This window comes from Actinomadura sp. RB99, assembly GCF_014706005.1.
GTDB lineage: Bacteria > Actinomycetota > Actinomycetes > Streptosporangiales > Streptosporangiaceae > Spirillospora.
In genome coordinates, this window is sequence record NZ_JABMCA010000083.1 from 12,373 (window position 1) to 35,144 (window position 22,772).

22 protein-coding genes are annotated in these 22,772 nt (G+C 73.2%); 13 read left to right on the forward strand and 9 right to left on the reverse strand.

Features of this window, described 5'->3' with window-relative positions:
• Nucleotides 1-67 precede the first annotated feature (67 nt).
• Nucleotides 68-2,227, reverse strand: a complete 2,160-nt coding sequence (locus tag amrb99_RS42305; RefSeq protein ID WP_190867267.1) for a serine/threonine-protein kinase — start codon at nt 2,225-2,227, stop codon at nt 68-70.
• Nucleotides 2,228-2,477: 250 nt separating this feature from the next.
• On the opposite strand from amrb99_RS42305, the gene amrb99_RS42310 reads away from it, so the two are divergent.
• Together amrb99_RS42310 and amrb99_RS42315 are read left to right on the forward strand one after the other, a co-directional pair.
• Nucleotides 2,478-2,930, forward strand: a complete 453-nt coding sequence (locus amrb99_RS42310) for a sterol carrier family protein (RefSeq protein WP_347257094.1) — start codon at nt 2,478-2,480, stop codon at nt 2,928-2,930.
• A 137-nt stretch (nt 2,931-3,067) separates the two neighbouring features.
• Entirely contained in the window at nt 3,068-3,706 is a 639-nt protein-coding gene (locus tag amrb99_RS42315; protein WP_190867271.1) for a LamG domain-containing protein, read from the forward strand.
• A gap of 13 nt (nt 3,707-3,719) precedes the next feature.
• Here amrb99_RS42315 and amrb99_RS42320 read toward each other — a convergent pair whose 3' ends face one another.
• Nucleotides 3,720-4,091 carry a DUF4190 domain-containing protein gene (locus amrb99_RS42320; RefSeq protein WP_190867273.1) on the reverse strand — a complete coding sequence of 124 codons (372 nt, stop codon included), beginning with the start codon at nt 4,089-4,091 and terminating at the stop codon, nt 3,720-3,722.
• A gap of 127 nt (nt 4,092-4,218) precedes the next feature.
• On the opposite strand from amrb99_RS42320, the gene purF reads away from it, so the two are divergent.
• Entirely contained in the window at nt 4,219-5,670 is a 1,452-nt protein-coding gene (gene purF / locus amrb99_RS42325; protein ID WP_190867275.1) for an amidophosphoribosyltransferase, read from the forward strand.
• Nucleotides 5,667-6,692 carry a phosphoribosylformylglycinamidine cyclo-ligase gene (gene purM / locus amrb99_RS42330; RefSeq protein ID WP_190867277.1) on the forward strand — a complete coding sequence of 342 codons (1,026 nt, stop codon included), beginning with the start codon at nt 5,667-5,669 and terminating at the stop codon, nt 6,690-6,692. The genes purF and purM overlap by 4 nt, the downstream gene beginning before the upstream one ends.
• Nucleotides 6,693-6,964: 272 nt before the next feature.
• Here the strand turns inward: purM and amrb99_RS42335 are convergent, their stop codons facing one another.
• Complete coding sequence (locus amrb99_RS42335; protein ID WP_151542604.1) at nt 6,965-7,171, reverse strand: DUF3073 domain-containing protein; 207 nt, start codon at nt 7,169-7,171, stop codon at nt 6,965-6,967.
• Nucleotides 7,172-7,507: 336 nt separating this feature from the next.
• Nucleotides 7,508-8,590, reverse strand: coding sequence for a Glu/Leu/Phe/Val dehydrogenase (locus tag amrb99_RS42340; RefSeq protein WP_190867279.1), 1,083 nt, complete (start codon nt 8,588-8,590; stop codon nt 7,508-7,510).
• Nucleotides 8,591-8,724: 134 nt separating this feature from the next.
• On the opposite strand from amrb99_RS42340, the gene amrb99_RS42345 reads away from it, so the two are divergent.
• The gene (locus tag amrb99_RS42345) at nt 8,725-9,603 is read left to right on the forward strand and encodes a hypothetical protein (RefSeq protein WP_347257095.1); all 879 of its coding nucleotides are present in this window, start codon (nt 8,725-8,727) and stop codon (nt 9,601-9,603) included.
• A gap of 273 nt (nt 9,604-9,876) precedes the next feature.
• The gene (bldC, locus tag amrb99_RS42350; protein WP_012850682.1) at nt 9,877-10,080 is read left to right on the forward strand and encodes a developmental transcriptional regulator BldC; all 204 of its coding nucleotides are present in this window, start codon (nt 9,877-9,879) and stop codon (nt 10,078-10,080) included.
• A 338-nt stretch (nt 10,081-10,418) separates the two neighbouring features.
• On the opposite strand, the gene amrb99_RS42355 is transcribed toward bldC, so the two are convergent.
• Nucleotides 10,419-11,108 (reverse strand): TetR/AcrR family transcriptional regulator, encoded by a 690-nt coding sequence (locus amrb99_RS42355; protein ID WP_225991928.1) that lies wholly within the window; start codon nt 11,106-11,108, stop codon nt 10,419-10,421.
• Between the two features lie 291 nt (nt 11,109-11,399).
• Here amrb99_RS42355 and amrb99_RS42360 point away from each other — a divergent pair, with 291 nt between their 5' ends.
• The 3 genes from amrb99_RS42360 (at nt 11,400) to amrb99_RS42370 (ending at nt 14,117) form a co-directional block, all read left to right on the forward strand.
• Nucleotides 11,400-12,512: a LacI family DNA-binding transcriptional regulator gene (locus tag amrb99_RS42360; RefSeq protein ID WP_190867283.1), complete on the forward strand. Its 1,113-nt coding sequence runs from the start codon at nt 11,400-11,402 to the stop codon at nt 12,510-12,512.
• A 356-nt stretch (nt 12,513-12,868) separates the two neighbouring features.
• Entirely contained in the window at nt 12,869-13,105 is a 237-nt protein-coding gene (locus amrb99_RS42365) for a hypothetical protein (RefSeq protein WP_151542608.1), read from the forward strand.
• A gap of 169 nt (nt 13,106-13,274) precedes the next feature.
• Complete coding sequence (locus amrb99_RS42370) at nt 13,275-14,117, forward strand: N-acetylmuramoyl-L-alanine amidase (RefSeq protein WP_347257096.1); 843 nt, start codon at nt 13,275-13,277, stop codon at nt 14,115-14,117.
• Here the strand turns inward: amrb99_RS42370 and amrb99_RS42375 are convergent.
• Nucleotides 14,105-15,349: an MFS transporter gene (locus amrb99_RS42375; protein WP_190867285.1), complete on the reverse strand. Its 1,245-nt coding sequence runs from the start codon at nt 15,347-15,349 to the stop codon at nt 14,105-14,107. The genes amrb99_RS42370 and amrb99_RS42375 overlap by 13 nt on opposite strands.
• An 89-nt stretch (nt 15,350-15,438) precedes the next feature.
• Here amrb99_RS42375 and amrb99_RS42380 point away from each other — a divergent pair, with 89 nt between their 5' ends.
• Both amrb99_RS42380 and amrb99_RS42385 read left to right on the forward strand, forming a co-directional pair.
• The gene (locus amrb99_RS42380; RefSeq protein WP_190867287.1) at nt 15,439-15,822 is read left to right on the forward strand and encodes a helix-turn-helix transcriptional regulator; all 384 of its coding nucleotides are present in this window, start codon (nt 15,439-15,441) and stop codon (nt 15,820-15,822) included.
• 196 nt (nt 15,823-16,018) lie between these two features.
• A complete protein-coding gene (locus amrb99_RS42385) occupies nt 16,019-17,515 on the forward strand; it encodes a class I SAM-dependent methyltransferase (RefSeq protein ID WP_190867289.1) in 1,497 nt (498 codons plus the stop codon).
• Here the strand turns inward: amrb99_RS42385 and amrb99_RS42390 are convergent.
• On the reverse strand, nt 17,505-18,767 hold the full coding sequence (locus amrb99_RS42390) for a sodium:proton exchanger (protein ID WP_190867291.1): 1,263 nt from the start codon (nt 18,765-18,767) through the stop codon (nt 17,505-17,507). The two genes, amrb99_RS42385 and amrb99_RS42390, sit on opposite strands and share 11 nt — an antisense overlap.
• Before the next feature lie 105 nt (nt 18,768-18,872).
• Nucleotides 18,873-19,949, reverse strand: coding sequence for a quinone-dependent dihydroorotate dehydrogenase (locus tag amrb99_RS42395; RefSeq protein WP_190867293.1), 1,077 nt, complete (start codon nt 19,947-19,949; stop codon nt 18,873-18,875).
• A 258-nt stretch (nt 19,950-20,207) separates the two neighbouring features.
• Between amrb99_RS42395 and amrb99_RS42400 the strand changes: the two genes are divergently transcribed.
• Nucleotides 20,208-20,402: a DUF6243 family protein gene (locus tag amrb99_RS42400; RefSeq protein WP_190867314.1), complete on the forward strand. Its 195-nt coding sequence runs from the start codon at nt 20,208-20,210 to the stop codon at nt 20,400-20,402.
• A gap of 69 nt (nt 20,403-20,471) precedes the next feature.
• Here amrb99_RS42400 and amrb99_RS42405 read toward each other — a convergent pair whose 3' ends face one another.
• The gene (locus amrb99_RS42405) at nt 20,472-21,494 is read right to left on the reverse strand and encodes a hypothetical protein (RefSeq protein WP_190867296.1); all 1,023 of its coding nucleotides are present in this window, start codon (nt 21,492-21,494) and stop codon (nt 20,472-20,474) included.
• A gap of 169 nt (nt 21,495-21,663) precedes the next feature.
• On the opposite strand from amrb99_RS42405, the gene amrb99_RS42410 reads away from it, so the two are divergent.
• Nucleotides 21,664-22,656, forward strand: coding sequence for an SCO0930 family lipoprotein (locus amrb99_RS42410; RefSeq protein ID WP_190867298.1), 993 nt, complete (start codon nt 21,664-21,666; stop codon nt 22,654-22,656).
• Nucleotides 22,657-22,772: the final 116 nt, after the last annotated feature.

A 22,772-nucleotide genomic window follows, 5' to 3' on the forward strand; every position in this document is an offset into this window, starting at 1 on the left:
GCCCTGTCGCGCGCCCCCGCGCGCCCCCGCGCGCGCCCGGCGACGTCGCGAGCGGGCGAGGGCGGGGTCAGCCGCGCGACAGCTTTCCGGAGTAGGCGAGGTTCGTGCCGGGCTTGTTCCACGCGTACTGGAGCGTCCCGTCCGTCATCCGCTTGATCTGGACGGTCCCGGGCGTGCAGGGCGCCGGGATGGCGAGGTCCATGGTCAGGTTGCTCTGCGTGCCGCTCTTGAGCGTGAGCGTTCCGGTGCAGCGCTCCTGCGGGTAGACCGCGCGCGCGGTGGTGGCCCCGGTCTGGAACGTCACCTCGACGGGGAAGGACGCGTGCTGGGCGGTGTTCACCACCGTGCCCTTCCAGGTGCCCGCGAACGGGCCGGGGACCGTGCTCACCGGCTGGTTGGCGGACGTGTTGGTCTGGTTCGTCGGCGGGTCGCCGTCGTCCTTCAGCTGCGGCCACAGCACGAGCACGATGATGGCGATGCCCACGCCCACGCCGATGACGAGGGACAGCGCGACGCCCAGGACGTGGTTGCTGGGCCGGCGCATCCGGCCGAGGGCGAGGAGCGCCGACGCCTTCCGGTCGCCACCGCCGCCCTGCTCGGCCCGCAGGCCGGGGATGAAGTGCGACGCCGTCGTCGAGTCCGACGCGTCCGGCATGCCCGGCGCGTCCGGCATGTCGAGGGGGTCGAACATGGCGGTCGGGGCCGGGTCGGACGGGCCGGGGGCCTCCGGGACGGCGCTCAGCGTGGCCGTGGCGTCCGCCGACGGGGCGATCACGTTGAACGTGGTGGTCGCCTCGAAGGCGGCGGGGTCCAGATCGGGTGCGGACGGCGCCGCGCCGCCGGAACCGGCGGGGCCTTCCGGCTCGGGCTTCTGCTTGTCCTTCCCCAGGGAAGTGGAGGAGAGGAACTGCGAGAGCTTCCGGAAGGGACGCGACGGCGGTGGATGGAACGCGTGCCGGGCCGTCGCGGGCGGCGGCTGCATCTGCGGCGCGTTGCCGGGAGGCGGGGGCATGAACCCCTGGTGGGGCGGTGGCCCCTGGGGAGCACCCATGGGCGCGCCTACAGGACCGCCCATAGGCATCCCCATAGGGACGCCCATAGGCGAGCGCGGCGGCCCGGGCGGCCCGGGCGGCATGGGCGCAGGCCCGGCGCCGGGAGGCGGCGGCCCTTGCGGTGCGGGCGGTCCCTGCAGGGGTGGCCCTTGCGGCGGGGGTGGTCCCTGCGGTGGGGGCGGTGCGGTGGGCTGCGCTAGGCCGGTGCGCGGTGGCGGCGGTGGGACCGGCGGCTGCGCCGGCGGCTGGGAGGGCTGAGCGGACGGAGGCGGCGGCGGGGAAGCCTGCGCGGCCGGTACGACGCTCGTGGCGAGCGCACGGCCCTCGTCCACCATCGACGCGGGCAGGCGCTCCGCGAGCGCGCTGCTCTCCGCGAGGAGCCGTTCGAGCAACTGCTTAGCGGTGGGACGTGCGGCGGGGTCCTTGGCGAACGCGTCGCGCATCACCTCGCGCAGGGACGGCGGCGCCTCCGACAGGTCCGGCTCCTCGTAGATGATGTGCTGCATCACCTCGGACGGGGAGCCGTCCCCGAAGGGCGCCTTGCCCGTCGCCGCGAAGAGCATGGTGGCGGCCCAGGCGAAGACGTCGGCGGCCGGGCCGATGCCGCTGCCGCTGAGTTGCTCGGGCGCCTTGTAAGCGGGGTCTTCGGTGATGCGTCCGGTGGGCGCGGCGTTAACGGCCTCCAGCGCGCGCGCTATCCCGAAGTCGGCCATCCGGGGGCCGTTCCTGCCGAGCAGGATGTTCCCCGGCTTCAGCCCATGATGGACGGCGCCCGCCCGGTGGATGGCGGCCAGCGCGACCGCCGCACCGACGGCCACGCGTTCCACTACGGCGCCGCCGCGCTTCCCTTCCTCGTCCACGAGTTGCTGAAGGGAAGGACCGTCCACCCACTCGCTCACCACGTAGGGGCGGTCGCCCTCCACGTCGGCGCTCAGGATCGCCGCCGTGCAGAAACCGGAGACCTTCTGGGCGGACGCGAAGGCGTTGGCGAACCGGGAGCGTGCCACGGGCTCGCCGCTCAGCCGGACGTGCAGGAGCTTCACGGCGACGAAGCCGCCCGCAGGGTCCCTGCCGAGGAAGACGGCGCCCTGCTCGCCGACGCCCAGCCGGCCCGTGACCTCGTACGAGCCGAGCCGTCGCGGGTCACCGGGCTGCAGGGGCAGCGCCTCGGGCATCTGACGAACCTCCGTGTCCTCCGGGGACGGCGTCCCCGGCTTCCCCGTTCCTTTCAAGTCCCCATGCGTGCCTGCTACCGGGGTCCATTTTTACCGTGTGTGAGGCGTTCGGGTGCCATCGATGGCCGAGCGCCCCGCCCCACCGCCGCCGAGAACCGCCGCCGAACACCCTCGCAGGCCGTCCCCGCGCACCTCCGTGCGGGCGGCCTCCCGCTCCTTCCGCCGGCGGCGACCCGGTAGCGTCGGGACGGTGCCGCGAACACCGCTCTCCACCGCCGTGCTGAACGAGCAGCGCGCCGCCCTGGGCCTGCCGCCTTTCCCCGGCCCGGACGAGGCCGCCGCGCTGCGCCGCGCGGCCCTGGAGACCGTGCTGGCGGCCCTGGCCGCGGGCAAGGACCCGGCCGGGGACGTGTCCCGCCCGGTCGTCCGCGGCGCCGTCCGGTTCCTGCTCGACCGGCTCGCGGAGCTGGCGCCGGGCCGGTCGGTCGAGGTGCGCGTCCCTCCGCACGCCGCCGTGCAGTGCATCGCCGGCCCGCACCATACCCGGGGAACGCCGCCGAATGTGGTGGAGATGGACGCCGGGACCTGGATCGCGCTGGCGACGGGACGGCTGAGCTGGGCGGACGCCGTCGCCGCCAACCGGGTGCGGGCCAGCGGCGCGCGCGCGGACCTGTCCGCGCAGGTCCCGCTGCCGCTCGGCTGATCCGGTTTCCCGAGCCTGACCTGCGATATCGGGCGCCGTGTCCGTTTCGTGCCTTGCCTGGCGCGCCGGGCGCTGCGAGCGTGGGTGCCGACCGTCGGGGCACCGCATCGGCGAGAGGCCGTGCAGGAGGTGGACCCGTGCTCGTTGCGCATTGGACGTTCGACGTCGCGACCGTCGACGGCCGCCGGGTGGCGGACGCCGCCGGGGGCGGGCCGGTCGCGGAGCTGAACGAGTCCGCGCAGATCGTCCCGGGACGGCACGGGGAGGCGCTGAGCCTGGACGGCCATGGCCGGGCGCTGATCCCCGCTATGCCGCAGCTGGTGCTGAGCCAGGTGTTCGGGTTCAGCGTGGCGTTCTTCGTCCGGGTGGAGGAGGAGCCGACCGGCGAATGGCGGAGCCTGCTCTACAAGCCGGTGGCGGAGAGCGATGCGCGCGCGCTCGGCATGTGGCTCTATCCCGACGCCATGCGCATGCGCGTGCAGTTGTTCACCATCAAGGGCCCTGAGTACGTGGACAGCCACGCGAGGCCGACCCTGGGGGAGTGGGCCCACGTCGCCTTCGTCGTGGACCAGGAAGGCATGTTCCTCTACATCAACGGCCGTCTCGACACGGGCATGTCCCTGGAGCACGCCGTCGTGACGCCCGCCGGGCCCATCTACCTGGGCAGCGAACCCACCAAGCCCGGTTTCGGCGGCCTGATGGACGACTTCCGGGTCTACGCGTCGCCCCTGAGCGCCGAGGCGGTGGCCGCCCTCGCCGCCCCGGAAGCGGGCTGACGAGCGGCCCGGCTCAGGGAGCCGGCGTATCGCGGACGAACGGGAACTCGTGCTCCACGCACCCTTGGCGTGCCGCGTCGTCCGGGTAGCGGGACGTGTCCCCGCACATCGCCGCCTTGCTCAGCAACCAGGACAGCGCCAGGGCGCCCACCACGACGGCTATCCCGGAGCACACGATCCCCGCCACGGCGGGCCACCGCTCGGACCGCCCGCGGACGAGGGCGACCGTCCCCAGGACGAGCCCCACGAGCGCCGGGATCAGCCCCAGGAGGCACAGGGCGAGCCCTGGGAGCCCGACGATGCCGAGCACCAGGGAGGCCCGTGCCAGCCCGCTCCGCCTGGGCGGAGCCGGAGGCGAATAGGTCTGGTACCCAGGCAGCGTCATGCGTCCCTCCACGTGTCGGCCACCAGATTTGCGCGCGGACGCTGAAAGCCGTGCTCGCGGGGAGTAAAGGTCGCTTAAGGAGATCCACCGATCCGAGCAGGTGAAGGGGGCATCTAGACTGACTGGTGTGCCTCTCCGTGACGGACGTCTGAGCCACGACATCGATCCCTCCGACCGCCCCCCGCAGGACGCCTGCGGTGTGTTCGGCGTCTGGGTCCCCGCGGACCAGGCGCCGCGGGCGGAAGTGAGCAAGCTCACCTACTACGGCCTGTACGCGCTCCAGCACCGCGGGCAGGAGTCGGCGGGCATCGCGGTAAGCGACGGCTCCCGGATCGTCGTCTACAAGGACATGGGCCTGGTCGCCCAGGTCTTCGACGAGTCGGTGCTGAACACCCTGCGCGGCCACATCGCCGTGGGCCACTGCCGCTACTCCACGACCGGCTCGCCGACGTGGGAGAACGCGCAGCCCACGTTCCGCTCGACCGAGGCGGGCGGGCTGGCGCTGGTGCACAACGGCAACCTGATCAACACCCCGGACCTCGCCGCCCGGCTGGAGCCGGGGGTGCTGACCGCCACCACCGACACCGAGGTCCTGACCGCGCTGCTGGCCACCCGCGAGGGCGGCCCGCTCGCGGCGGCGCGCGAGATCCTGCCGGTGACGCGCGGCGCGTACTCCCTGGTCTTCATGGACGAGGGGATCCTGTACGCGGCGCGCGACCCCGAGGGGATCCGCCCGCTGGTGCTGGGCTCGCTGGAGGACGGCGGCTGGGTGGTCGCGTCCGAGACCGCCGGTCTCGACATCGTCGGCGCCCGGTTCGTCCGGGAGATCGAGCCCGGCGAGCTGATCGCGATCGACGGCGAGGGCGTGCGCTCCGAGCGGTTCGCCGAGCCGCGGCCGAAGGGCTGCCTGTTCGAGTACGTGTACCTGGCCAGGCCGGACACCACGATCGCCGGGCGCAGCGTCCAGGCGACGCGGGTCGAGGTCGGCCGCCGGCTGGCCCGCGAGCACCCCGTCGAGGCCGACCTGGTCATCCCGACGCCGGAGTCGGGCACCCCGGCCGCGATCGGCTACGCCGAGGCGTCCGGCATCCCCTACGGCCAGGGCCTGGTGAAGAACTCCTACGTCGGCCGGACGTTCATCCAGCCGTCGCAGACGATCCGCCAGCTCGGCATCCGGCTGAAGCTGAACCCGCTGCGCGAGGCGATCGAGGGCAAGCGCCTGGTGGTGGTGGACGACTCGATCGTCCGCGGCAACACCCAGCGCGCGATCGTGGGGATGCTGCGGGACGCGGGCGCCAAGGAGGTGCACGTGCGCATCTCAAGCCCGCCCGTGTCGTGGCCGTGCTTCTACGGCATCGACTTCGCCACGCGGGCCGAGCTGATCGCCGGGAACCTGTCGGTGGAGGAGATCCGCGACTCCATCGGCGCCGACACGCTCGGCTACATCTCGCTGGACGAGCTGATCTCCGCGTCGCGGATCCCCAAGGACAACCTGTGCCGGGCCTGCTTCGACGGCGTCTACCCCATCCCGGTGGAGGACGCTGCCCGCGGCAAGCACCTGCTGGAGGTCACCCGATGACCTCGTACGAGGCCGCCGGCGTGGACATCGCGGCGGGCGAGCGCGCCGTCGAGCTGATGAAGTCGCGGGTGGCGCGCGCGCGGCGTCCCGAGGTCGTGGACGACGCCAGCGGCTTCGCGGGCCTCTTCGACGCGTCCGCCTTCCTGCGCTACAAGCGGCCCCTGCTCGCGACGTCCACGGACGGCGTTGGCACCAAGGTCGACCTTGCGCGGCGCCTCGGCGTCTACGACACGGTGGGGCACGACCTCGTCGGCATGGTCATCGACGACCTCGCCGTATGCGGCGCCGAACCGCTGTTCATGACGGACTACATCGCCTGCGGCAAGGTCGTGCCGGAGCGCATCGCCGACATCGTCGGCGGCATCGCGGACGGCTGCGCCCTCGCGGGCTGCGCCCTGGTCGGCGGCGAGACCGCCGAGCACCCCGGCCTGCTGGAGGCGGACGAGTTCGACATCGCCGGCGCCGGGACGGGCGTGGTGGAGGCCGGAGAGCTGCTGGGGCCGGACCGTGTCCGCCCCGGGGACGCGGTCATCGCCATGGCGTCGTCCGGCATCCACTCCAACGGGTACTCGCTCGTCCGCCACATCCTGGCCACGACCGATCTCGCGCTGGAGTCGCAGCCGTCGGAGCTGGACCGTCCGCTCGGTGAGGAACTGCTCACACCGACCCGCATCTACGCGCAGGACTGCCTGGCCCTGACCCGGGCCGGGGGCGTCCGGGCGTTCGCCCACATCACGGGCGGGGGGCTGGCGGCGAACCTGGCGCGGTCCCTGCCTCCTACGGCGGACGCCGTGCTGCGCCGCTCGTCGTGGGAGGTGCCCGCGCTGTTCCGGGTCCTCCAGGACCACGGCGACGTGCCGCAGGCGGAGATGGACAAGACGTTCAACCTGGGCGTGGGCATGGCCGCCATCGTCGCCGCCGAGGCCGCCGACGAGGCGCTGCGGCTGCTGGCGTCGCGCGGCGTGCCGTCCTGGGTCCTCGGTGAGGTCACCGAGGGCGCCGGCCGGGCCGACTTCGCCTGACCCGTCCGGAAGCGACCGTCCGATCCGTCGATCAAGCGACCGGCCGTCCGATCCGTCCCGCCCGGGGTTCCGGGTGGGACGGCGAGGCGCTGAGCGCGACGCTGGGACGACAGGGAGACCGGTGGGTCGGCTGATGCGCCGGAGACGCCGGACGCGGCCCCAGGCGGTTCTCAGCCGCGCGGGGCGGTGCTCAGGAGCGCCGGGGGCCGGATGCCCGAAACCGAACAAACGCCACTGCCCGCGGGTGCGGGCAGTGGCGTGTTGTCAGCCGGTCAACCGGAGGTGCCGTCCTTGCGGTCCTCGGTCCCGTAGTCATCGGCGTAGTCCGCGTACTTCTCGGCGAGCTCATCGTAGGAGTCGTCACCGGAGTCGTTGACCCCGAGTTCGTGCTTCAGGCGGTCGAGGTCTGTACCGCCGCTGTTGTACTTGAGCTGGCGGGCAACCTTCACCTGCTTGGCCTTGGCTCGGCCGCGACCCATTGGCTCGACCCCCTCGATGGTCAGGGCTTTCGTGGGCCCATCAACGCGCGCGTGTACCACACGAACCGGTGCCTGATGAGCCATGCGTCAGTCACGGATACAACCGTACCCGTTTTGCGCCCGGCTCGGTACATCGACGGTACGTGGCGGCGCTCTTGTTGCTGAGACTCCAGTGTATCCGGTGGTCAGGGCCGCCCTACAGTGCGGCGGCAAGGCGCCCGCGACACGCGCGCGAGAGCGGCCGCCATCGGCGGAAACGCGGCGGACCGCCGCGGAGCCGGCCGTACCGGCCCCGCGACGGCCCGGATCACCGTCCGCTCGGAGGAGTCCGTCCGCTCAGAGGAGAATGCCGCGCAGGCGTCCGATCTCGGACATCCGCCGCTCGGCGAGCCGGTCGGCGGCCACCGCCGGCGGGACGCCCTCGTCGGCGGCCAGCGCGAAGATCTTCCGGGTCGTGTCGTAGATCCCCGTCGCGCGCGCCTTCGCCCGGTCGAAGTTGAAGCCCTCGATCTCGTCCGCCACCTGGATCACGCCGCCGGAGTTCACGACGTAGTCGGGCGCGTACAGCACGTCACGGTCCGCGAGGCGCTTCTCGATGCCGGAGTGGGCGAGCTGGTTGTTGGCCGCCCCGCACACCACCTTCGCGCTCAGCACCGGCACCGTGTCGTCGTTGAGGGACCCGCCGAGCGCACACGGCGCGTACACGTCCAGCTCCGTACGGACCATCTCGTCCTTGTCCGCGACGACGTCCACCTCGGGGTGCAGCGCCTGAACGCGCTCCACCGCCGCTTCGCTGACGTCGCAGATGACCACGTCCGCGCCGTCCTCGCGCAGGTGCTCCACCAGCCTGTGGCCGACCTTCCCGACGCCCTCCACGCCGACCCTCTTGCCGCGCAGGGACGGCGTGCCCCACACCGTCTCCGCCGCGGCGCGCATGCCCTGGAACACGCCGTACGCGGTCAGGATCGACGAGTCGCCCGCGCCGCCGTGCGCGACCGTCCGCCCGGTGACGAACCGGCACTCCCGTGCCACCACGTCCATGTCCTCGCTGTACGTACCGACGTCGCACGCCGTGTAGTAGCGGCCGTTGAGCGACTGGACGAACCGTCCGTACGCCCTCAGCAGCGCCTCCGACTTGTCCTTGGCGGGGTCACCGATGATGACGGCCTTGCCGCCGCCGAGGTCCAGCCCCGCCATGGCGTTCTTGTAGGCCATGCCGCGGGACAGGTTCAGCACGTCGGTGAGCGCCTCCTCCTCCGACCCGTACGGGTAGAAGCGGGTGCCGCCCAGCGAGGGGCCGAGCGCGGTGGAGTAGATCGCGATGATCGCGCGCAGGCCGCTGGCCTCGTCCTGGCAGAAGACGACCTGCTCGTGTCGGGGCTCTGTGCCCTTGTGGGGCGACCCGAAGACATTAGGCACGGTAGTGCCCTCCTCTCTGTCTGTAGATCAGACTAAGGGGCGCGGTATGGCGTGTTCGCGGCAGCGTTCGTCCGGTCTCATGTCACGATGCGGTGGTGTTTCCGTACGCGGCGTACCTACGGATATATGAACCGGTGACCGCCTTCCCGGAGCCCGCGCGGACCCTGTGGACGGCCTATGCCGACTCCAGGCGGCGGCCCCGCCGGATCCACGCGCTCGGCGCCGAGCACGACGACGCTGCGCGCCGGGTCGTCGGCGTGCCGCCGGAGGTCGTGCCGGACCGGGAGAGCCGGGACGCCTACGTCCGGCGTGTCGGCGACACGATCTACGTCTGCCCGTGGGAGACGCGGCTGCGGTCCTGGCTGGCGTTCGAGCGGTTCCGCGGGGAGCACGCGGCGGCGCTCGCGGCCGCGTTCGTCCCGCCGCCGCTGGCCGAGCGGGTCGTGCGCGAGTTCGAGCAGTGGAAGCGGGCGGGCCGCCCGCTGCGGCCGCACATCCTGACGAGCACGTGGCACGTGCCGCTGGACTGGTTCGTGCCGTTCGCCCGCGGGGAGCGGTGCCTGATGCTGGGCGCGCCGGGCGCCGGATACGGCCCGGAGGAGGACGCGTCCCAAGAACAAGCAGGTCATGGCCCTGCGACGGCGGCTCCTGCGCGTACTCTCATCTACGTCACCTCGATGGGGGAGGCGCGCCGCCGGGTCGCCGCCGCCCTCCCGGTGGTGCGCGAGACCCTCGGCGACGGGTCGGGAGAGGTCTTCCTGCTGTCGGCGGGCCGGCTGGACACGCTCGCCCGGTGGCTCGGGGAGTTCCATCCGCGGGCGCTGGTCGAGCTGGACTACGGCGGCCTCGTCCATCTGCTGGACGACCGGACGCTGCAGGGGGACGAGTCGGTCGCGGAGATGGCCGTCGCGCTCACCGGGATGGAGCGCGGTGAGGTCGAGCTGACCGTGGCGATGTACAAGCGTCTCCTCGCGCGCTGGAGGCCCGTACGGGCCCTCGAATCGGCGAACTAAAACAAATTTCCCGAATCCGCGCGCGATACGACTATACGTGTCGCTAGAATCACGCAGCGTGACCCAGTCATCATCGGACACGCGCAGCTCCCGGCCTCGGCGGGGATGTTTGCACGCAACTACCGCCAGGAACTTGCTTGTTGCGCTGAGTGGTGGCAAGGTTACACGTTGTGATGTCATAGTGGCTCTTTCGGGCCATAGGGGACATCAGTGACCGCGCGAGGATCAATCGCAGGATCGCTGTCATCGGTCCACGGAGGAGAGGCCGCAAACATGTCAGCACGTACGCCAGAGGCCGAGCCCCTGCTGACGCCGGCGGAGGTGGCGACGATGTTCCGCGTCGACCCCAAGACCGTCACGCGGTGGGCGAAGGCGGGGAAGCTCACGTCCATCCGCACGCTCGGGGGGCATCGGCGCTACCGCGAGGCGGAGGTGCGCGCGCTGCTGGCGGGCATTCCGCAGCAGCGGTCGGAGTAGCCGCTCCGGCCGGCCGGGCTCGAACCGAGCCCTGCCGGAAGCACCCGGCCGAACAACTGGGGGGGCGGTCAGGAGGCCCCTCGACGGCCTCGCACGTCGATTACGCGCGAGGACGCCGCAGCGGCCTCCTGGACGAACGGGCCGGGACCACGGTCATCCGAGAATCGCGGTCCCGGGCCGATCACCGTCCGGTCTGGATGTCCCGCTCGCGAACCGCGGGCGGGACAATCCTTTTCCCGGTCCCGGCCCGCCCCTGGACCCCGGCCCGCGCCGGAGCGCACAGGGCGTGACCGGATGAGGTCAGCCGATCTTCCCGTTGTGGCAGGACGGGGCGCGGCTCAGACGCTCATCTCTTCCTGGGCGAGACGGTCGAACAGGGCGCCGGTCGACGGGTCGTGCTTGCCCGCCACGTGCAGCATCACCACGAGCTGGTCCACCACGAGGGCCTCCAGCTCGGGGCGGGTCACGTCGCGGTTGTCCAGCCAGTCCAGGCCCGCGGTCTCCACGGACGCCATCCACGAGCGCAGCGTGATGCGCAGGATCGGCGGCGGGGTCTCCACGTCCAGCGAGTGCAGGATCCGGTCCAGCAGGAGCTGCCGGATGCCGTCGACGATCTCGCCGACCTCGCCGGAGCGGTCCGCGGGCCCGCCGCGCAGCAGCGCCGTGTAACCGGCCGCGTGGCTCTCCACGAAGTCGAAGTAGCGCTCCAGCGACACCCGCAGCCGCTCCAGCGGCTTGCCCTCCGCCGGCGGCTCCAGCAGCACCGACAGCTGCTTGGCGGCGCTGCCGAGCGCCGCGAGGTACAGCTCGTACTTGCCGCCGAAGTAGTGGTAGACCAGCGCGCGCGAGGCGCCCGCGGCGGCCGCGACGTCGTCGATCGAGATGTCCTCGGGCGAGCGCGTGCTGAACAGCTGCAGCGCCGCCTCGATCAGTTCCTCTCGGCGTTCGTCCACGCTGAGCCTGCGGCGTCCTTGCCCGCCGCCCTGCCGGCTCCGCGCCTTACCGCCGGCCACCGCACGTTCTGCCACCTGGGCAGCGTATCCGAGGGCGGCCGGGGCGGGTCGCGGGCGCGTCCCGCGGGACGGGCTTTTCACCGGGTCGTGATCACCCGCCGACACCGCTGTGATCCGGAACACCACAGGCCGCAACTGCCATTGTCGTATGCCCGTTACTCACTGTTGCGACGATATGGGGCGAAGGAGAGGCATCATGGCATCTCCTCCGCGGCGCAGGAGGTGCGCCGGCCCTCCGCGGCGTGCCGCCGCGGCAGGTCCGCCAAGACCCATGAGGCATGCCTAGGCCCCCCTGGACGGAGTGCCATGTCAGCTGGTGAAGCAAGCCCCCCGCACGAGACGCCGGTGGTGGGAGAGGGCGCGGTGCCCCCGCCGCGCGAGCCCGCCTCCGCGGCGCGCAGCGACGAGGGGAGGCCGGTGCCCGCGCCGAAGCCGACCATCCGCAACGTCGCCGAGCGGGCCGGCGTGTCGAAGTCGCTCGTGTCGCTGGTCATGCGGGGGTCACCGCACGTGAGCGAGCGGCGCCGGCAGGCGGTGCTGCAGGCGGCGCGCGAGCTCGGCTACCGGCCGAACGCGGTGGCGCGCAGCCTGGTCGAGGGCCGCACCCGGCTGATCGGGGCGATCGTCGCCGACCTGCACAACCCGTTCTTCGCCGAGTTCCTGGACGGCCTCCAGGAGAGCCTGCACGGCGCCGGGCTGCGGATGCTGGTCGGCAGCGGCCGCTGGGACCCGCTGTTCGAGGCGGAGGCCGTCGAGGCGTTCCTGGAGATGCGGGTGGACGGCCTCGTCCTGCTCAGCGTCGTCCCGGAGTCGCTGAAGGAGGCCGCGGCGAGCGTCCCGGTGGTGGTCGTCGGCGAGCGCGACGTCGTCGGGGTCGACATCGTGGTGGACGACGACGAGCTGGGCGCGAGCCTGGCCGTCGACCACCTGGTCGGCCTGGGGCACCGGCGGATCGCGCACATCGAGGGGGCGCGCTCGACGACGGCGCGGTACCGGCGGGCGGGCTACGAGAAGGCGATGCACCGGCACGGGCTGAGCGACGAGATCGTGGTCGAGCCCGGCGACTTCACCGAGGACGGCGGCTACCGGGCGACCCTGGAGCTGCTGCGCCGCGAGCGGCGGCCCACGGCGATCTTCGCGCCGAACGACCTGGTCGCCACCGGCGCGCTGTCGGCGGCGGACGAGCTGGACATGTCGGTGCCCGGGGAGCTGTCGATCGTCGGCTACGACAACACGCATCTCGCCGCGATCCGGCACATCTCGCTGACCAGCGTCGACCAGCCGCGCCGGGACATGGGGAGGGTGGCCGCGGAGCTGCTGACCGCGCGGATCGGCGACCCGTCCCGGGGGGCCAAGCAGAACCTCGTCGTCCCGCATCTGGTGATCCGTTCGACGACCGGCCCCGCTCCCGCCGTCTAGCGCGGTCCCGCCGTCCGGCGCGCACGCGCCCGCGGGCGCTCCCCTCACGCCTGCCTGTGGGCTCCCCTGGCGCCTCCCCGGGGGCTCCCTCGCGCCCGCCCCGGGTTCCCTGCCGCACCTGTCCCGCGCGCGCTCTCCTCGCTCCGTCCGACGCTCCGGACGGTCCGTGTTCCTCGAAGTGGTGTGGTGCGGGTAAGGGGCTGGCCAAGCCTGCCGCATTCATCAGCCTCCTCCCCCTCGGCGGCGCCTTAATGGACTCACCGCTCGGCGTGGCGCGCGGGCGGCTCCTGTATGGGGCCGCCCGCGCGGCCGGGCGGTACGGGTAAGGGTCGTGTTCACCCAAGGGGGTTCAGCTCGTGCGTGATCCGGAACTGGTGTCGTGCGCGCAGCGCGCGGCGAGCGAACTGGAGCAGGCGTGGTCGCAGTGGCGGCACGCGCGCGGCCTGGCCGAGCAGGTCTCGGAGTCGGTCGCCAGTTACGTCGCCCATTCGATCGACCACCCCTGGGGGCGGCCTCGCGTGGTCCTCGGCCTGGACGCGGACGAGGCGCGCGCGCTGGCGGCGCTGCTGGGCAAGGAGGACCCGCTCCTCTGACCGGAGCCTCCCCGCGCCCGTACGGGCGAACCAGGGCCGTCCAGAGCCGTCCTCGTTGACCTGGTACGGCCGGAACTCGCCCTACCCGTTTCTCCGACTTCGTTTGACGAACTCCCGCGCGTGTGCAGACTGTCAGGGTCGGTAACGAAGTCATCACGGAGGACGGTCTGTGCGCATCCAACGAGGAGGCCCCGCGGTCGCCGGTCTCGCGCTGTGCCTCGGCGCACTGGCCGCGTGCGGCGGATCGACCGGCGGGAAGGCGTCGCCGGCCGGTGACACCGCGGCGCCGCCGACCACGGGCGCGATGACGGGCACCTCGGCGGGCGGCCCCGTCTCGCCGCAGGGGTCCGGCGGGCACCCGCTGGCGGGCAAGGTCATCGTGATCGACCCGGGCCACAACGGCGGCAACGCCTCGCACCCGCGCGAGATCGCCAAGCCGGTGTACGTCGGCAACGGCACCAAGGAGTGCGACACCACCGGCACCGACACCGTCTCCGGCTACTCCGAGCACGCCTTCACCTGGGACGTGTCGAACCGGCTGGCGAAGATCCTGCGCGCGGAGGGCGCGAAGGTGACGCTGACCCGCAAGAACGACACGGGCGTCGGGCCGTGCGTGGACCAGCGGGCGGCGGTCGGCAACGCCGCGCACGCCGACGCCGCCATCTCCATCCACGGCGACGGCGCGGCCGCGTCCGGGCACGGGTTCCACATCATCGAGCCGCTGGCGGTCGGCAAGAACGCCAAGATCGTCGCTCCGTCCGCCAAGCTCGGCACGGCGCTGCGCGACGCGTACCACTCCGGCACCGGCATCTCCTACTCCACGTACCTGGGCACGAAGGCCATCGACAAGCGCAGCGACCTCGGCGGGCTGAACATGTCGACGGTCCCGAAGGTCTTCATCGAGTGCGGCAACATGCGCAACAAGGGCGACGCGGCCAAGATGACCAGCGCCTCGTTCCGGCAGCGCATGGCGGAGTCCCTCGCGAAGGGCTTCCAGAACTACCTGTCCTGATCGTCGGCGCGGCGGCGGGCCGCCAGGACGACGAGGCCGCCGGTCGCGGCGAGGGCGGCGAGCGCGGCGGCGAACAGGGTGGCGCCCGCGGTGAGGCCCACGGCGTCGCTGAGGTAGCCGGCGGTGACCGGCAGGAGGCCGGCGGGGACGTAGCCGCCGATGTTGAACGCGGCGTTGGCCTCGGCGAGGCGGCGCGGCGGGACGGCGGAGTTCAGCAGCGACAGGCCCCCGAGCTGGCCCATGCCCTGCCCGGCGCCCGCGAGCACGGCGGACGCGGCGAGCGCCGCGACCGACCCGCCGTGCACGGCGCCGACCAGCGCGGCCATCGCGGCGGTCGTGGCGGCGGCGCCCGCGAGGAGGACGGCGCGCCGGGGCAGCCGCTGGACGGCGAACTGCACGCCGGTGGCGGCGGCGAACATGACGAACGCCATGCCGCCGGCGACGATCCGGTTCCCGGTGCCGAGCAGCCCCGACAGCAGTGACGGGCCGAGCGACAGCACGAACGACGTCGCGGTGATGCCGGGCGCGAAGACCGCGATCCCGAGGACGAGCCGCATGCCGCTCCCGCGCGGGACGCGCGGCACCCGGATCCACGACCGCGCGGCGGGCCCGGACGGGCGTCCGGCCGGCATGCGCAGCACGACGAGGAACGCGGTGGCCAGCAGGACGGCCTCGACGGCGAACACGGTGGCGGTCGGGGCGGGCAGCGTCTCGGACAGGACGCCGGACAGCAGCGGCCCGAGGCCGGCGCCGAAGACCATCGCGGACGAGGCGAGGAGCGCGGCGAGGCGGCGGCGGGACGGCCCGGCGACGTCGGTGACGGCGGCCATGCCGGCGGAGACGGCCGCGCCGACGGCGACGCCGGTCATCAGCCGGGCGGCGATGAGCGCGGCGACGGTGCCGGCGGTCGCGAACACGCCGCAGGCGGCGAGCGCGAGGGCGAGCGCGGGCAGCAGCACGGGACGGCGGCCGAACCGGTCGGAGAGCACGCCGGACACCAGCAGGGAGCCGAGCAGCCCGACGATGTAGAAGGCGAAGACGACGGTGAGCGTGCCCTTGGAGAAGCCGATGTCGCGCTGCCAGAGCACGTAGAGCGGGGTGGCGGCGTTCGACAGCACGAAGACGGCGGTGACGGGCCAGGCGGCGAGCCAGATCCAGCGGGTCGGGACGGCGGCGGGCGGGGCGCCCTCCGGGGCGTCCTCCGGGGCGCGGATCGTCCGGGCGTGCGACATGGGGGGTCCCTTCGCCGAAGCAGTACGACTTTTTTCGAACATAACATGCAGTACGATGAAACTCGTACATGTGGGAGAGGGGACGCGGCATGGCGACGACGGGGACGACCGCGCGACCGGCGATCCGGGTGATGGCCGAACCGCCCGGCCTGCCCGAGCCGCTGCCGGAACCGGCCGTCGAGGACCTGCGGCTGGAGACGGTGTTCGGCGCGCTCAGCGGGCCGCTGCGGCTGGAGATCGTGCGCAGGCTGCTGCTCGAACGCGAGGAGTTCGACCATCCCTGCGGCTGGTTCGGGTTCGACCGGCCGAAGTCGTCGCTGACCCACCACTTCAAGGCGCTGCGCGAGGCCGGCGTCCTGCGGCAGCGCCAGTACGGCCTGGAGCGCCGCAGCGAGGTCCGCATCGACGACCTCAACGCCCGCTTCCCCGGCCTGCTGGATTTGATCGCATCGTCCTCGGCGTCAGGCCGTTAGACGGCCTTCCTTCAGCGGACGGCGCGTGCGATCGCTGCATCGCTCCGACTCGCCCAGGGGGCTCGCTGCGCGATCGGATCCTCGCTTCGCTCGAATCCGGCTTCGCTCGCGATCGCGACGCCTGGGGCCCCTGCGGGGCCGAGGCGATGCAGCGCGGGTTCGGGCATGCCGGAGAGCGGTCGGGCAGGATGGGCGGATGCGTGATCTTCGGGAGGCCCTGCGCCGCGTCCGTGCCGCGTTCGAGGACGCGGGCTACACCGTCGGCGGCGTGCGCGAGCTGCTTGGCCCGGTCGCGGGCGGCGCGCTGGCCCGCGACGAGATCGTCCCGGCGCTGCGGGCGACGCGCGGCGGTTCGGCGCTGGAGCTGCTGACCCGGCTGTTCTGGTTGCAGGTGCCGGTGGACGCGGCCGCCCTCGCCGCGGCGGGCCTGGACGACCGCGACCTGTTCGCGGCGGGGCTGGCCGAGCCGTCCGGTGCGGAGGTGCGGCCGCTGCTGCACGCCGAGCCGCTGGAGTCGGTGAGCGGCGAGGGGCACGCGGGGTACGTCGTCTCCGATCTCAAGGTGCGCCCCGGCTCCGGCACGGTCCCGGCGGACGACCACGTCGTGGGGGCGGGCGGCGCGTCGGCGAATCTGGCCCGGCTGGTTGTCCACAGGGCTGTGGACAACGTCCTCGATCTCGGTACCGGCTGCGGCGTCCAGGCGGTGCATCTGCACGACCGGCTGCGCCCCGGCCGGATCACCGCGACGGACGTGAACCCGCGCGCTCTGGAGCTCGCCGCGATGAGTTTCGCGCTGTCCGGAACGGACGGCGTCGAGCTGCTGGAGGGCTCGCTCCTGGAGCCGGTGCGGGGCCGCCGCTTCGACCTGATCGTGTCGAACCCGCCGTTCGTGGTCGCGCCGTCCGGCGACCGCCGGTTCACCTACCGGGAGTCGGGGATGCCCGGCGACGACTTCTGCCGGCGGCTCGTCGGCGCCGCGCCGGAGATGCTGGAGGACGGCGGATACTGCCAGCTCCTGGCCAACTGGCTGCACGTCGACGGCGTGCCGTGGGAGGAGCGCGTCGGCGCGTGGACGGCGGGCTGCGACGCGTGGATCGTCCAGCGGGACGTCCAGGACCCCGCCGAGTACGCCGAGTTGTGGCTGCGCGATTCGTGCGAGGCGGGAACGCCCGAATACCGGGCGCGCTACGACGCGTGGCTCGACCATTTCGAGCGGCAGGGCGTCACCGGCATCGGGTTCGGGTGGATCACGCTGCGCCGCAGCGACCGCCCCTCCGTCCGGATCGAGGAGCTGCGGCAGGCCGTCGACCAACCCGTCGGCGCCTATGTGGAAGGCGTCCTGGACGGGTTCGGGAACGCCGAAAAGTTTTCCACAGGCTGTGGATCGCGGGTGCGGGCGGCGGCCGGGCTCGTCCAGGAACAGGTCGGCCCGCCGGGCGCCGAGGACCCCGAGCGGATCGTGCTGCGGCAGACCGCGGGGCTGCGCCGGGCGGCCGGGGTCGGCACGGTGGAGGCGGCGCTGGCCGGGGTCTGCGACGGCGGCCTCCCGATCGACCCGCTCCTCGACGCGATCGCGCAGCTCACCGGGATGGATCCGGGCCAGGTCCGGGCGCACGCCGAGGCCGTGCTGCCGGAGCTGATCGCCGACGGCTTCTTCGAGACGGTCCGGCCCGCGCCGGCGGCTAGTGCCTGAGGACGGTCTCCATCGCGCGGCCGAGATCGCGGTACCGGTTGATCAGGACGGTGAAGCCGATCGCGAGGTAGATCCCGGAGAGGATCAGCCGGGCCTGCTCGCCCGGCAGCGGGAACTGGATCGCGAACAGCACGAACAGCAGCGCGGCCTCCCACCGCCGCAGCACCAGGTCGATGAGCAGGCCGAGCCCGAGGACGGTCTGCGCGGCGGTCAGCAGCACCTCCTCCAGCTGCCGCGAGTCGAGCGGCAGCGACCAGGCGCCGCCGCCCGCCTTGTAGGCGAGGGGCAGGCTGCCGATCAGCAGCGTCCACTGGTTGACCTTGCTGGACAGCAGCGTGCCGATCGCGTCGGCGTCGCGCAGCCGCCACGCGAACATCACCGCGACGATCAGCTCCGGTGCCTCGGACGCCAGCGGCGCGAGCCACTGGACGAGCAGGAACTCGTCGACGCCGAGCGCGGACCCGGCGTCCACCAGCGAGTTCGCGAACGGTTCGGCGGAGATGAACACGAGGATCGCGCCGATCGCGAACCCGGCCGCGGTCGCGGAGCGGCGCATGCGGCGCGGCAGCGTGACGAGCCAGGCGGGCACCCCGGCGAGGTTCTCCACGTCCTCGCCGCCGCCCCGGGCGATCCGGCCGAGATAGACGATGTACACGGCGATCAGGACGATCGCGATGTACCACCCGATCTCCGCGGTGAGCGCGGGGACGAAGCCGAGCACGGTCGCGAGCGCGAGGAACCCCAGCTCCGTCCGGTGGTGCGGGGCGAGGCGGACGTCGCGCTCCTCGCCGGGCGGCAGCGATCCCGGCCGTCCGCCGTGCCTCCTGCCGTGCCGCCGGCGGCGCCGGGTCGTCCGCCGGACGCCGAGCGTGAACGCCAGCACGACCAGCGCCCACCCGACGCCGACGAGGAGGCGGTTCGCGCCGGTCATGTTGGCCGCCGCATAGCCCGCGTAGTGCGGTTTCGTGCCGGCCGCGAACGCGTAGTACACGTCCACGGCGTACTCGGGGAGGACGGCGATGAGGGCGAGCAGCGCGAGGGCGAGCGCTCCCGACATGTCGGCGCGGGCCGTCTCGGCCGCCCACATCAGCAGGACGGCGGCGGCCAGCACCCCGGCGCCGTAGATCACGGCGGCGGCGACGGGGGGCGGGTGCAGCCCGGCGACCCGCGTCACGAGGGCGGGCATGCCGACGGCCAGCGCGGCGCCGATGCGGACGAGCAGCGTCTCACGGGGCACCAGGTCGCCGGGCATACCTGCACTCGTGCCCGCGCGATGCTCAGCTCACGGCAAAGCCGCGATCTCCGTTGGGTCCTGGCGTGTCGCCCTGCCCGCGGCCTGAGGACGAGACGCCCCGGCTCAACGGGGGCGGCGGGCGGCGGTGATGGTGGGGAAGGCGCTGGTCTTCAGGCGGCGGGCCAGGTCGCGGTGGACGCGGTGGGCCCACAGCGGGCCGCCGTAGATCATCCCGGTGTAGCCCTGGACGAGGGTGGCGCCGGCGCGGACGCGTTCCCACACGTCGTCGGCGGACTCGACGCCGCCGACCGAGACCAGGACGAGCCGGTCGCCGACGCGGTCGCGCAGCCGGCGCAGCACGTCCAGCGACCGCTCCTTCAGCGGCGCGCCGGACAGCCCGCCGGTCTCCTTCGCCAGCGCGGCGTCGCTGCGCAGCCCGGAGCGCTCGATGGTGGTGTTGGTCGCGATGATCCCGTCCAGGCCGAGGTCGAGGGCGAGGTCGGCGACCGCGTCGACGTCGGCGTCGGCCAGGTCCGGCGCGATCTTGACCAGCAGCGGGACGCGGCGCGGCGCGGACCGGTCGGCGGCCTCGCGGACGGCGGTGAGCAGCGGCCGCAGGTGCTCGACGGCCTGCAGGTTCCGCAGCCCCGGGGTGTTCGGGGAGCTGACGTTGACCACGAGGTAGTCGGCGTGGGGGGCGAGCCGCTCGGTGCTCGCGACGTAGTCGGCGGCGGCCTCGGCCTCCGGGACGACCTTGGTCTTGCCGATGTTGACCCCGACGATCGTGCCGGGGCGGCGGTCGCGCAGCCGGGCGGCGGCGGCCTCGGAGCCGGCGTTGTTGAACCCCATCCGGTTGATGACCGCCCGGTCGCGGACGAGGCGGAACAGCCGGGGGCGCGGGTTGCCGGGCTGGGGCCGTCCGGTCACGGTGCCGATCTCGACATGGCCGAACCCGAACGCGCCGAGCGCCTCGTAGGCGACGGCGTCCTTGTCGAACCCGGCGGCGAGGCCGAGCGGGCTCGGGAAGTCCAGGCCGAGCGCGTGGACGCGGAGCGCCGGGTCGCGCGGCGCGAGGACCCGCCGCAGCAGCGGCGCCGCGCCCGGGACGGCCTGGATCGCGCGCAGCGCCCGCAGCGTCAGGTGGTGCACGGTCTCGGCGGAGATCCGGGCGATGACCAGTGAGAACAGGAGTCGATACATCGCCCGCCAGTATCGCAGCACCGGCCCGTCCGAAAACACGTTGCCCGCCGCGCGGGGCGGTCCCTACGGTGGCGGGATGATCAGCGATCTCCTGGCCACCGCCGCGTGGCCCGTGCTCCAGCGCGTGCATCCGCCGCGTTCCGCCGGACAATCCGGCCGGGACGCCCGGGTAGTGAAGGGCGTCTGAGCGTCACCGCTCCCGCGCGGCCGGATCTGGGTGCAGGACCGATGGCACACCAGCCCGGACGGGAGTCGATCATGTCCAAGAGCAGGGGCCGGAACGGCATGCTCGGAGTCGGCGGCCAGCGCAAGAAGATCTCGCGGCGCGCGCTGCGCGGCGGGGAGGCCGCCGTGCCGGGCGGCGCCGCCGATCCGGCGGCCCGGAAGAAGGAGCTGCTCAGGAAGATGCGCGAGCGCGCCGAGCGGCGCGACTCCGCGGCGGACGAGCAGTAACGATCACCAGAGCGCGCCGGTCTCCGCACGGGAGGCCGGCGCGTTCGGCCGTCCGGCCCGGGGCCGGGCTCAACGGCCGAGGAAGGTGCGGCGCAGCGTCCGGCGGACGTCCCGGCTCGCCTCGCGCAGCGTCCGGCGGACGGCGCGCAGCGGGTCGCGGACGGTGACGCGCCATGCCGCGCCGATGCCGCGCCCTATGGGGACCAGCACGGTCGTCCCGAACCAGCGGAGCGGGATCAGCACCAGCACGCGGAAGGGCGCGACCACCAGGGTGCGCCATAGCCAGGACAGGATGCGGGCGGAGAGCCGCCACGTCCCGGCGATGCCTGCGCCGATCGGCGCCAGCACGTACCGCCACAGCGCGCGCGCCGGAACGACGACGAAGACGCGCAGCAACCACCCGAGACAGCGCCCGGTCTGCCGCCATGTCCACACGACGGCGGTCGCGAACGCCCGCCACGCCGCGGCGAGACCGCGCCCGATCCAGTGCGCGACCCAGGCGAGCCCGAGCAGCGGCGGCAGCAGCAGGTACCGCCAGAGCAGGCTGACAGGCAGGACGAGGAGGACGGCGACGAGCCATCCGATGCCCCGGAACAGCCACGCGAATCCGCGCCCGATCCATCCGCCGAGCCAGGCGAGGCCGCGTCCGAGGGCGCGGAGCGGCCTGAGCAGGACGAGATCGAGGACGTGCCCGATCGGCGTCAGGACGTACCGGTAGAGCCGGCGCGCGGCGGCCGCGATGCCGATGCCGAGCATGCGCAGCGGCCACCACAGGACGAGGCCGAGCGGCCGCAGCACCCACCGGTACAGCGCGACGGCGATCGCCGCCGGGACGCGGATCAGGAACCGCCAGCACGCCGCGGCGCCGCGTCCGACCACCGTGAGCAGGTCGTACAGGAGCCGGAACGGCACGACGACGATCAGCGCGATCACCCGCGCCGGGACGACGAGCCAGGCCGGACCGGCCGGCGGCTCCGGCTCGGGCGGCGGCGGCTTGGCGAAGAGGCCGGGCGGCTCAGGCGCCGGCTTGGCGAAGAGGCCGGCCGGGTCGGGGGACGGGCGGCTCGGACGGTCGGGGGTCGGCACCTGCATACCTCGATCGCGGTGTTCGTGGGCTTTTCCTGGGACGTGTCCGAGGTTGAACCCGTTCCGCGCCCTTCTCCGTACTGCTCCTCGATCAGGACGAGCGGTGCGGCCGCCTCCTCGATCGGCGTGCGGCACCCGGACCGAGCCGGGGCCCACAACACATGGAGGACACGAGATGCATTTCCCACGTTGGGCGTTCCCCGCCGCGGCCGCCCTCATCGCGTCCGGGATGGTGCTGTCGGCGTGCGGGCAGGAGAACGGGAACGGCAAGGGGCAGCGGAACGCCGCCGCCGGGAGCAGAGCCCAGGCGGACCCGTCGGCGTCGCCGTCGCCGTCCGCCGCGCCGACGACGCTGGAGGTCGCGAGCGTCACCAGGCTCGGCAAGGTGGTGACGGACGGCCAGGGCAGGACGCTGTACCGGTTCGACGACGACACGGCGAAGCCGCCCGCGTCGACCTGCGCGGGCGCGTGCGCGAAGGCGTGGCCGCCGGTGTGGGCGAACGGCGCCGCCACGCAGGTCAAGGGCGTCGAGGCGGCGCTGGTCGGGAAGGTGCGGCGGCCGGACGGCAAGTGGCAGGTCACCCTCGGCGGCTGGCCGCTGTACCGGTACGTGAAGGACCAGAGCCCCGGCGACGTGCGCGGGCAGGGCGTCGGCAAGAAGTGGTACGCGGCGGCGCCGACCGGCAAGAAGGCGCTCGCGGCGGCCAAGACCGCGAACAGGTGGAAGGGCTGGACGGTCGTCAAGGCGAAGAACGACCCGAAGTTCGGGATGATCCTGACCGACGGGAACGGCCGCACGCTGTACCGCTACGACAAGGACACCAGCAAGCCGCCGAACTCGACGTGCTTCGGCGCGTGCAAGAAGGCGTGGCCGCCGGCGGTGTTCAACGGCTGGAAGCACCTCAAGCTCGAGGGCGTCAGCCGCAAGGTCGTCAACTTCATCGAGCGCAAGGACGACGGCAAGTGCCAGCTGACGATCAACGGCTGGCCGATGTACTTCTACGAGAAGGACAAGCAGCCGGGTGACACCAAGGGCCAGGGCGTCGGCGGGGTGTGGTGGCTGACGAGGCCGAGCGGTGCGAAGATCATGACCGGCGGCGGTTCGGGCAGCGGTTCGGGCACCGGGTCCGGCGGCGGCTCCGGTTACGGGACGGGCGGCGGTTACTGAGCCCCCGCGCCGTCCCCAAGGGCGAAGGCGCGGGAGGATCGCGGGTCGGTCGGGGTCCGCGAGCCTCCCGCGCCTTCTTCGTCTTCCCGGGAACCCGGGGCCAGACCGGCTCGGGC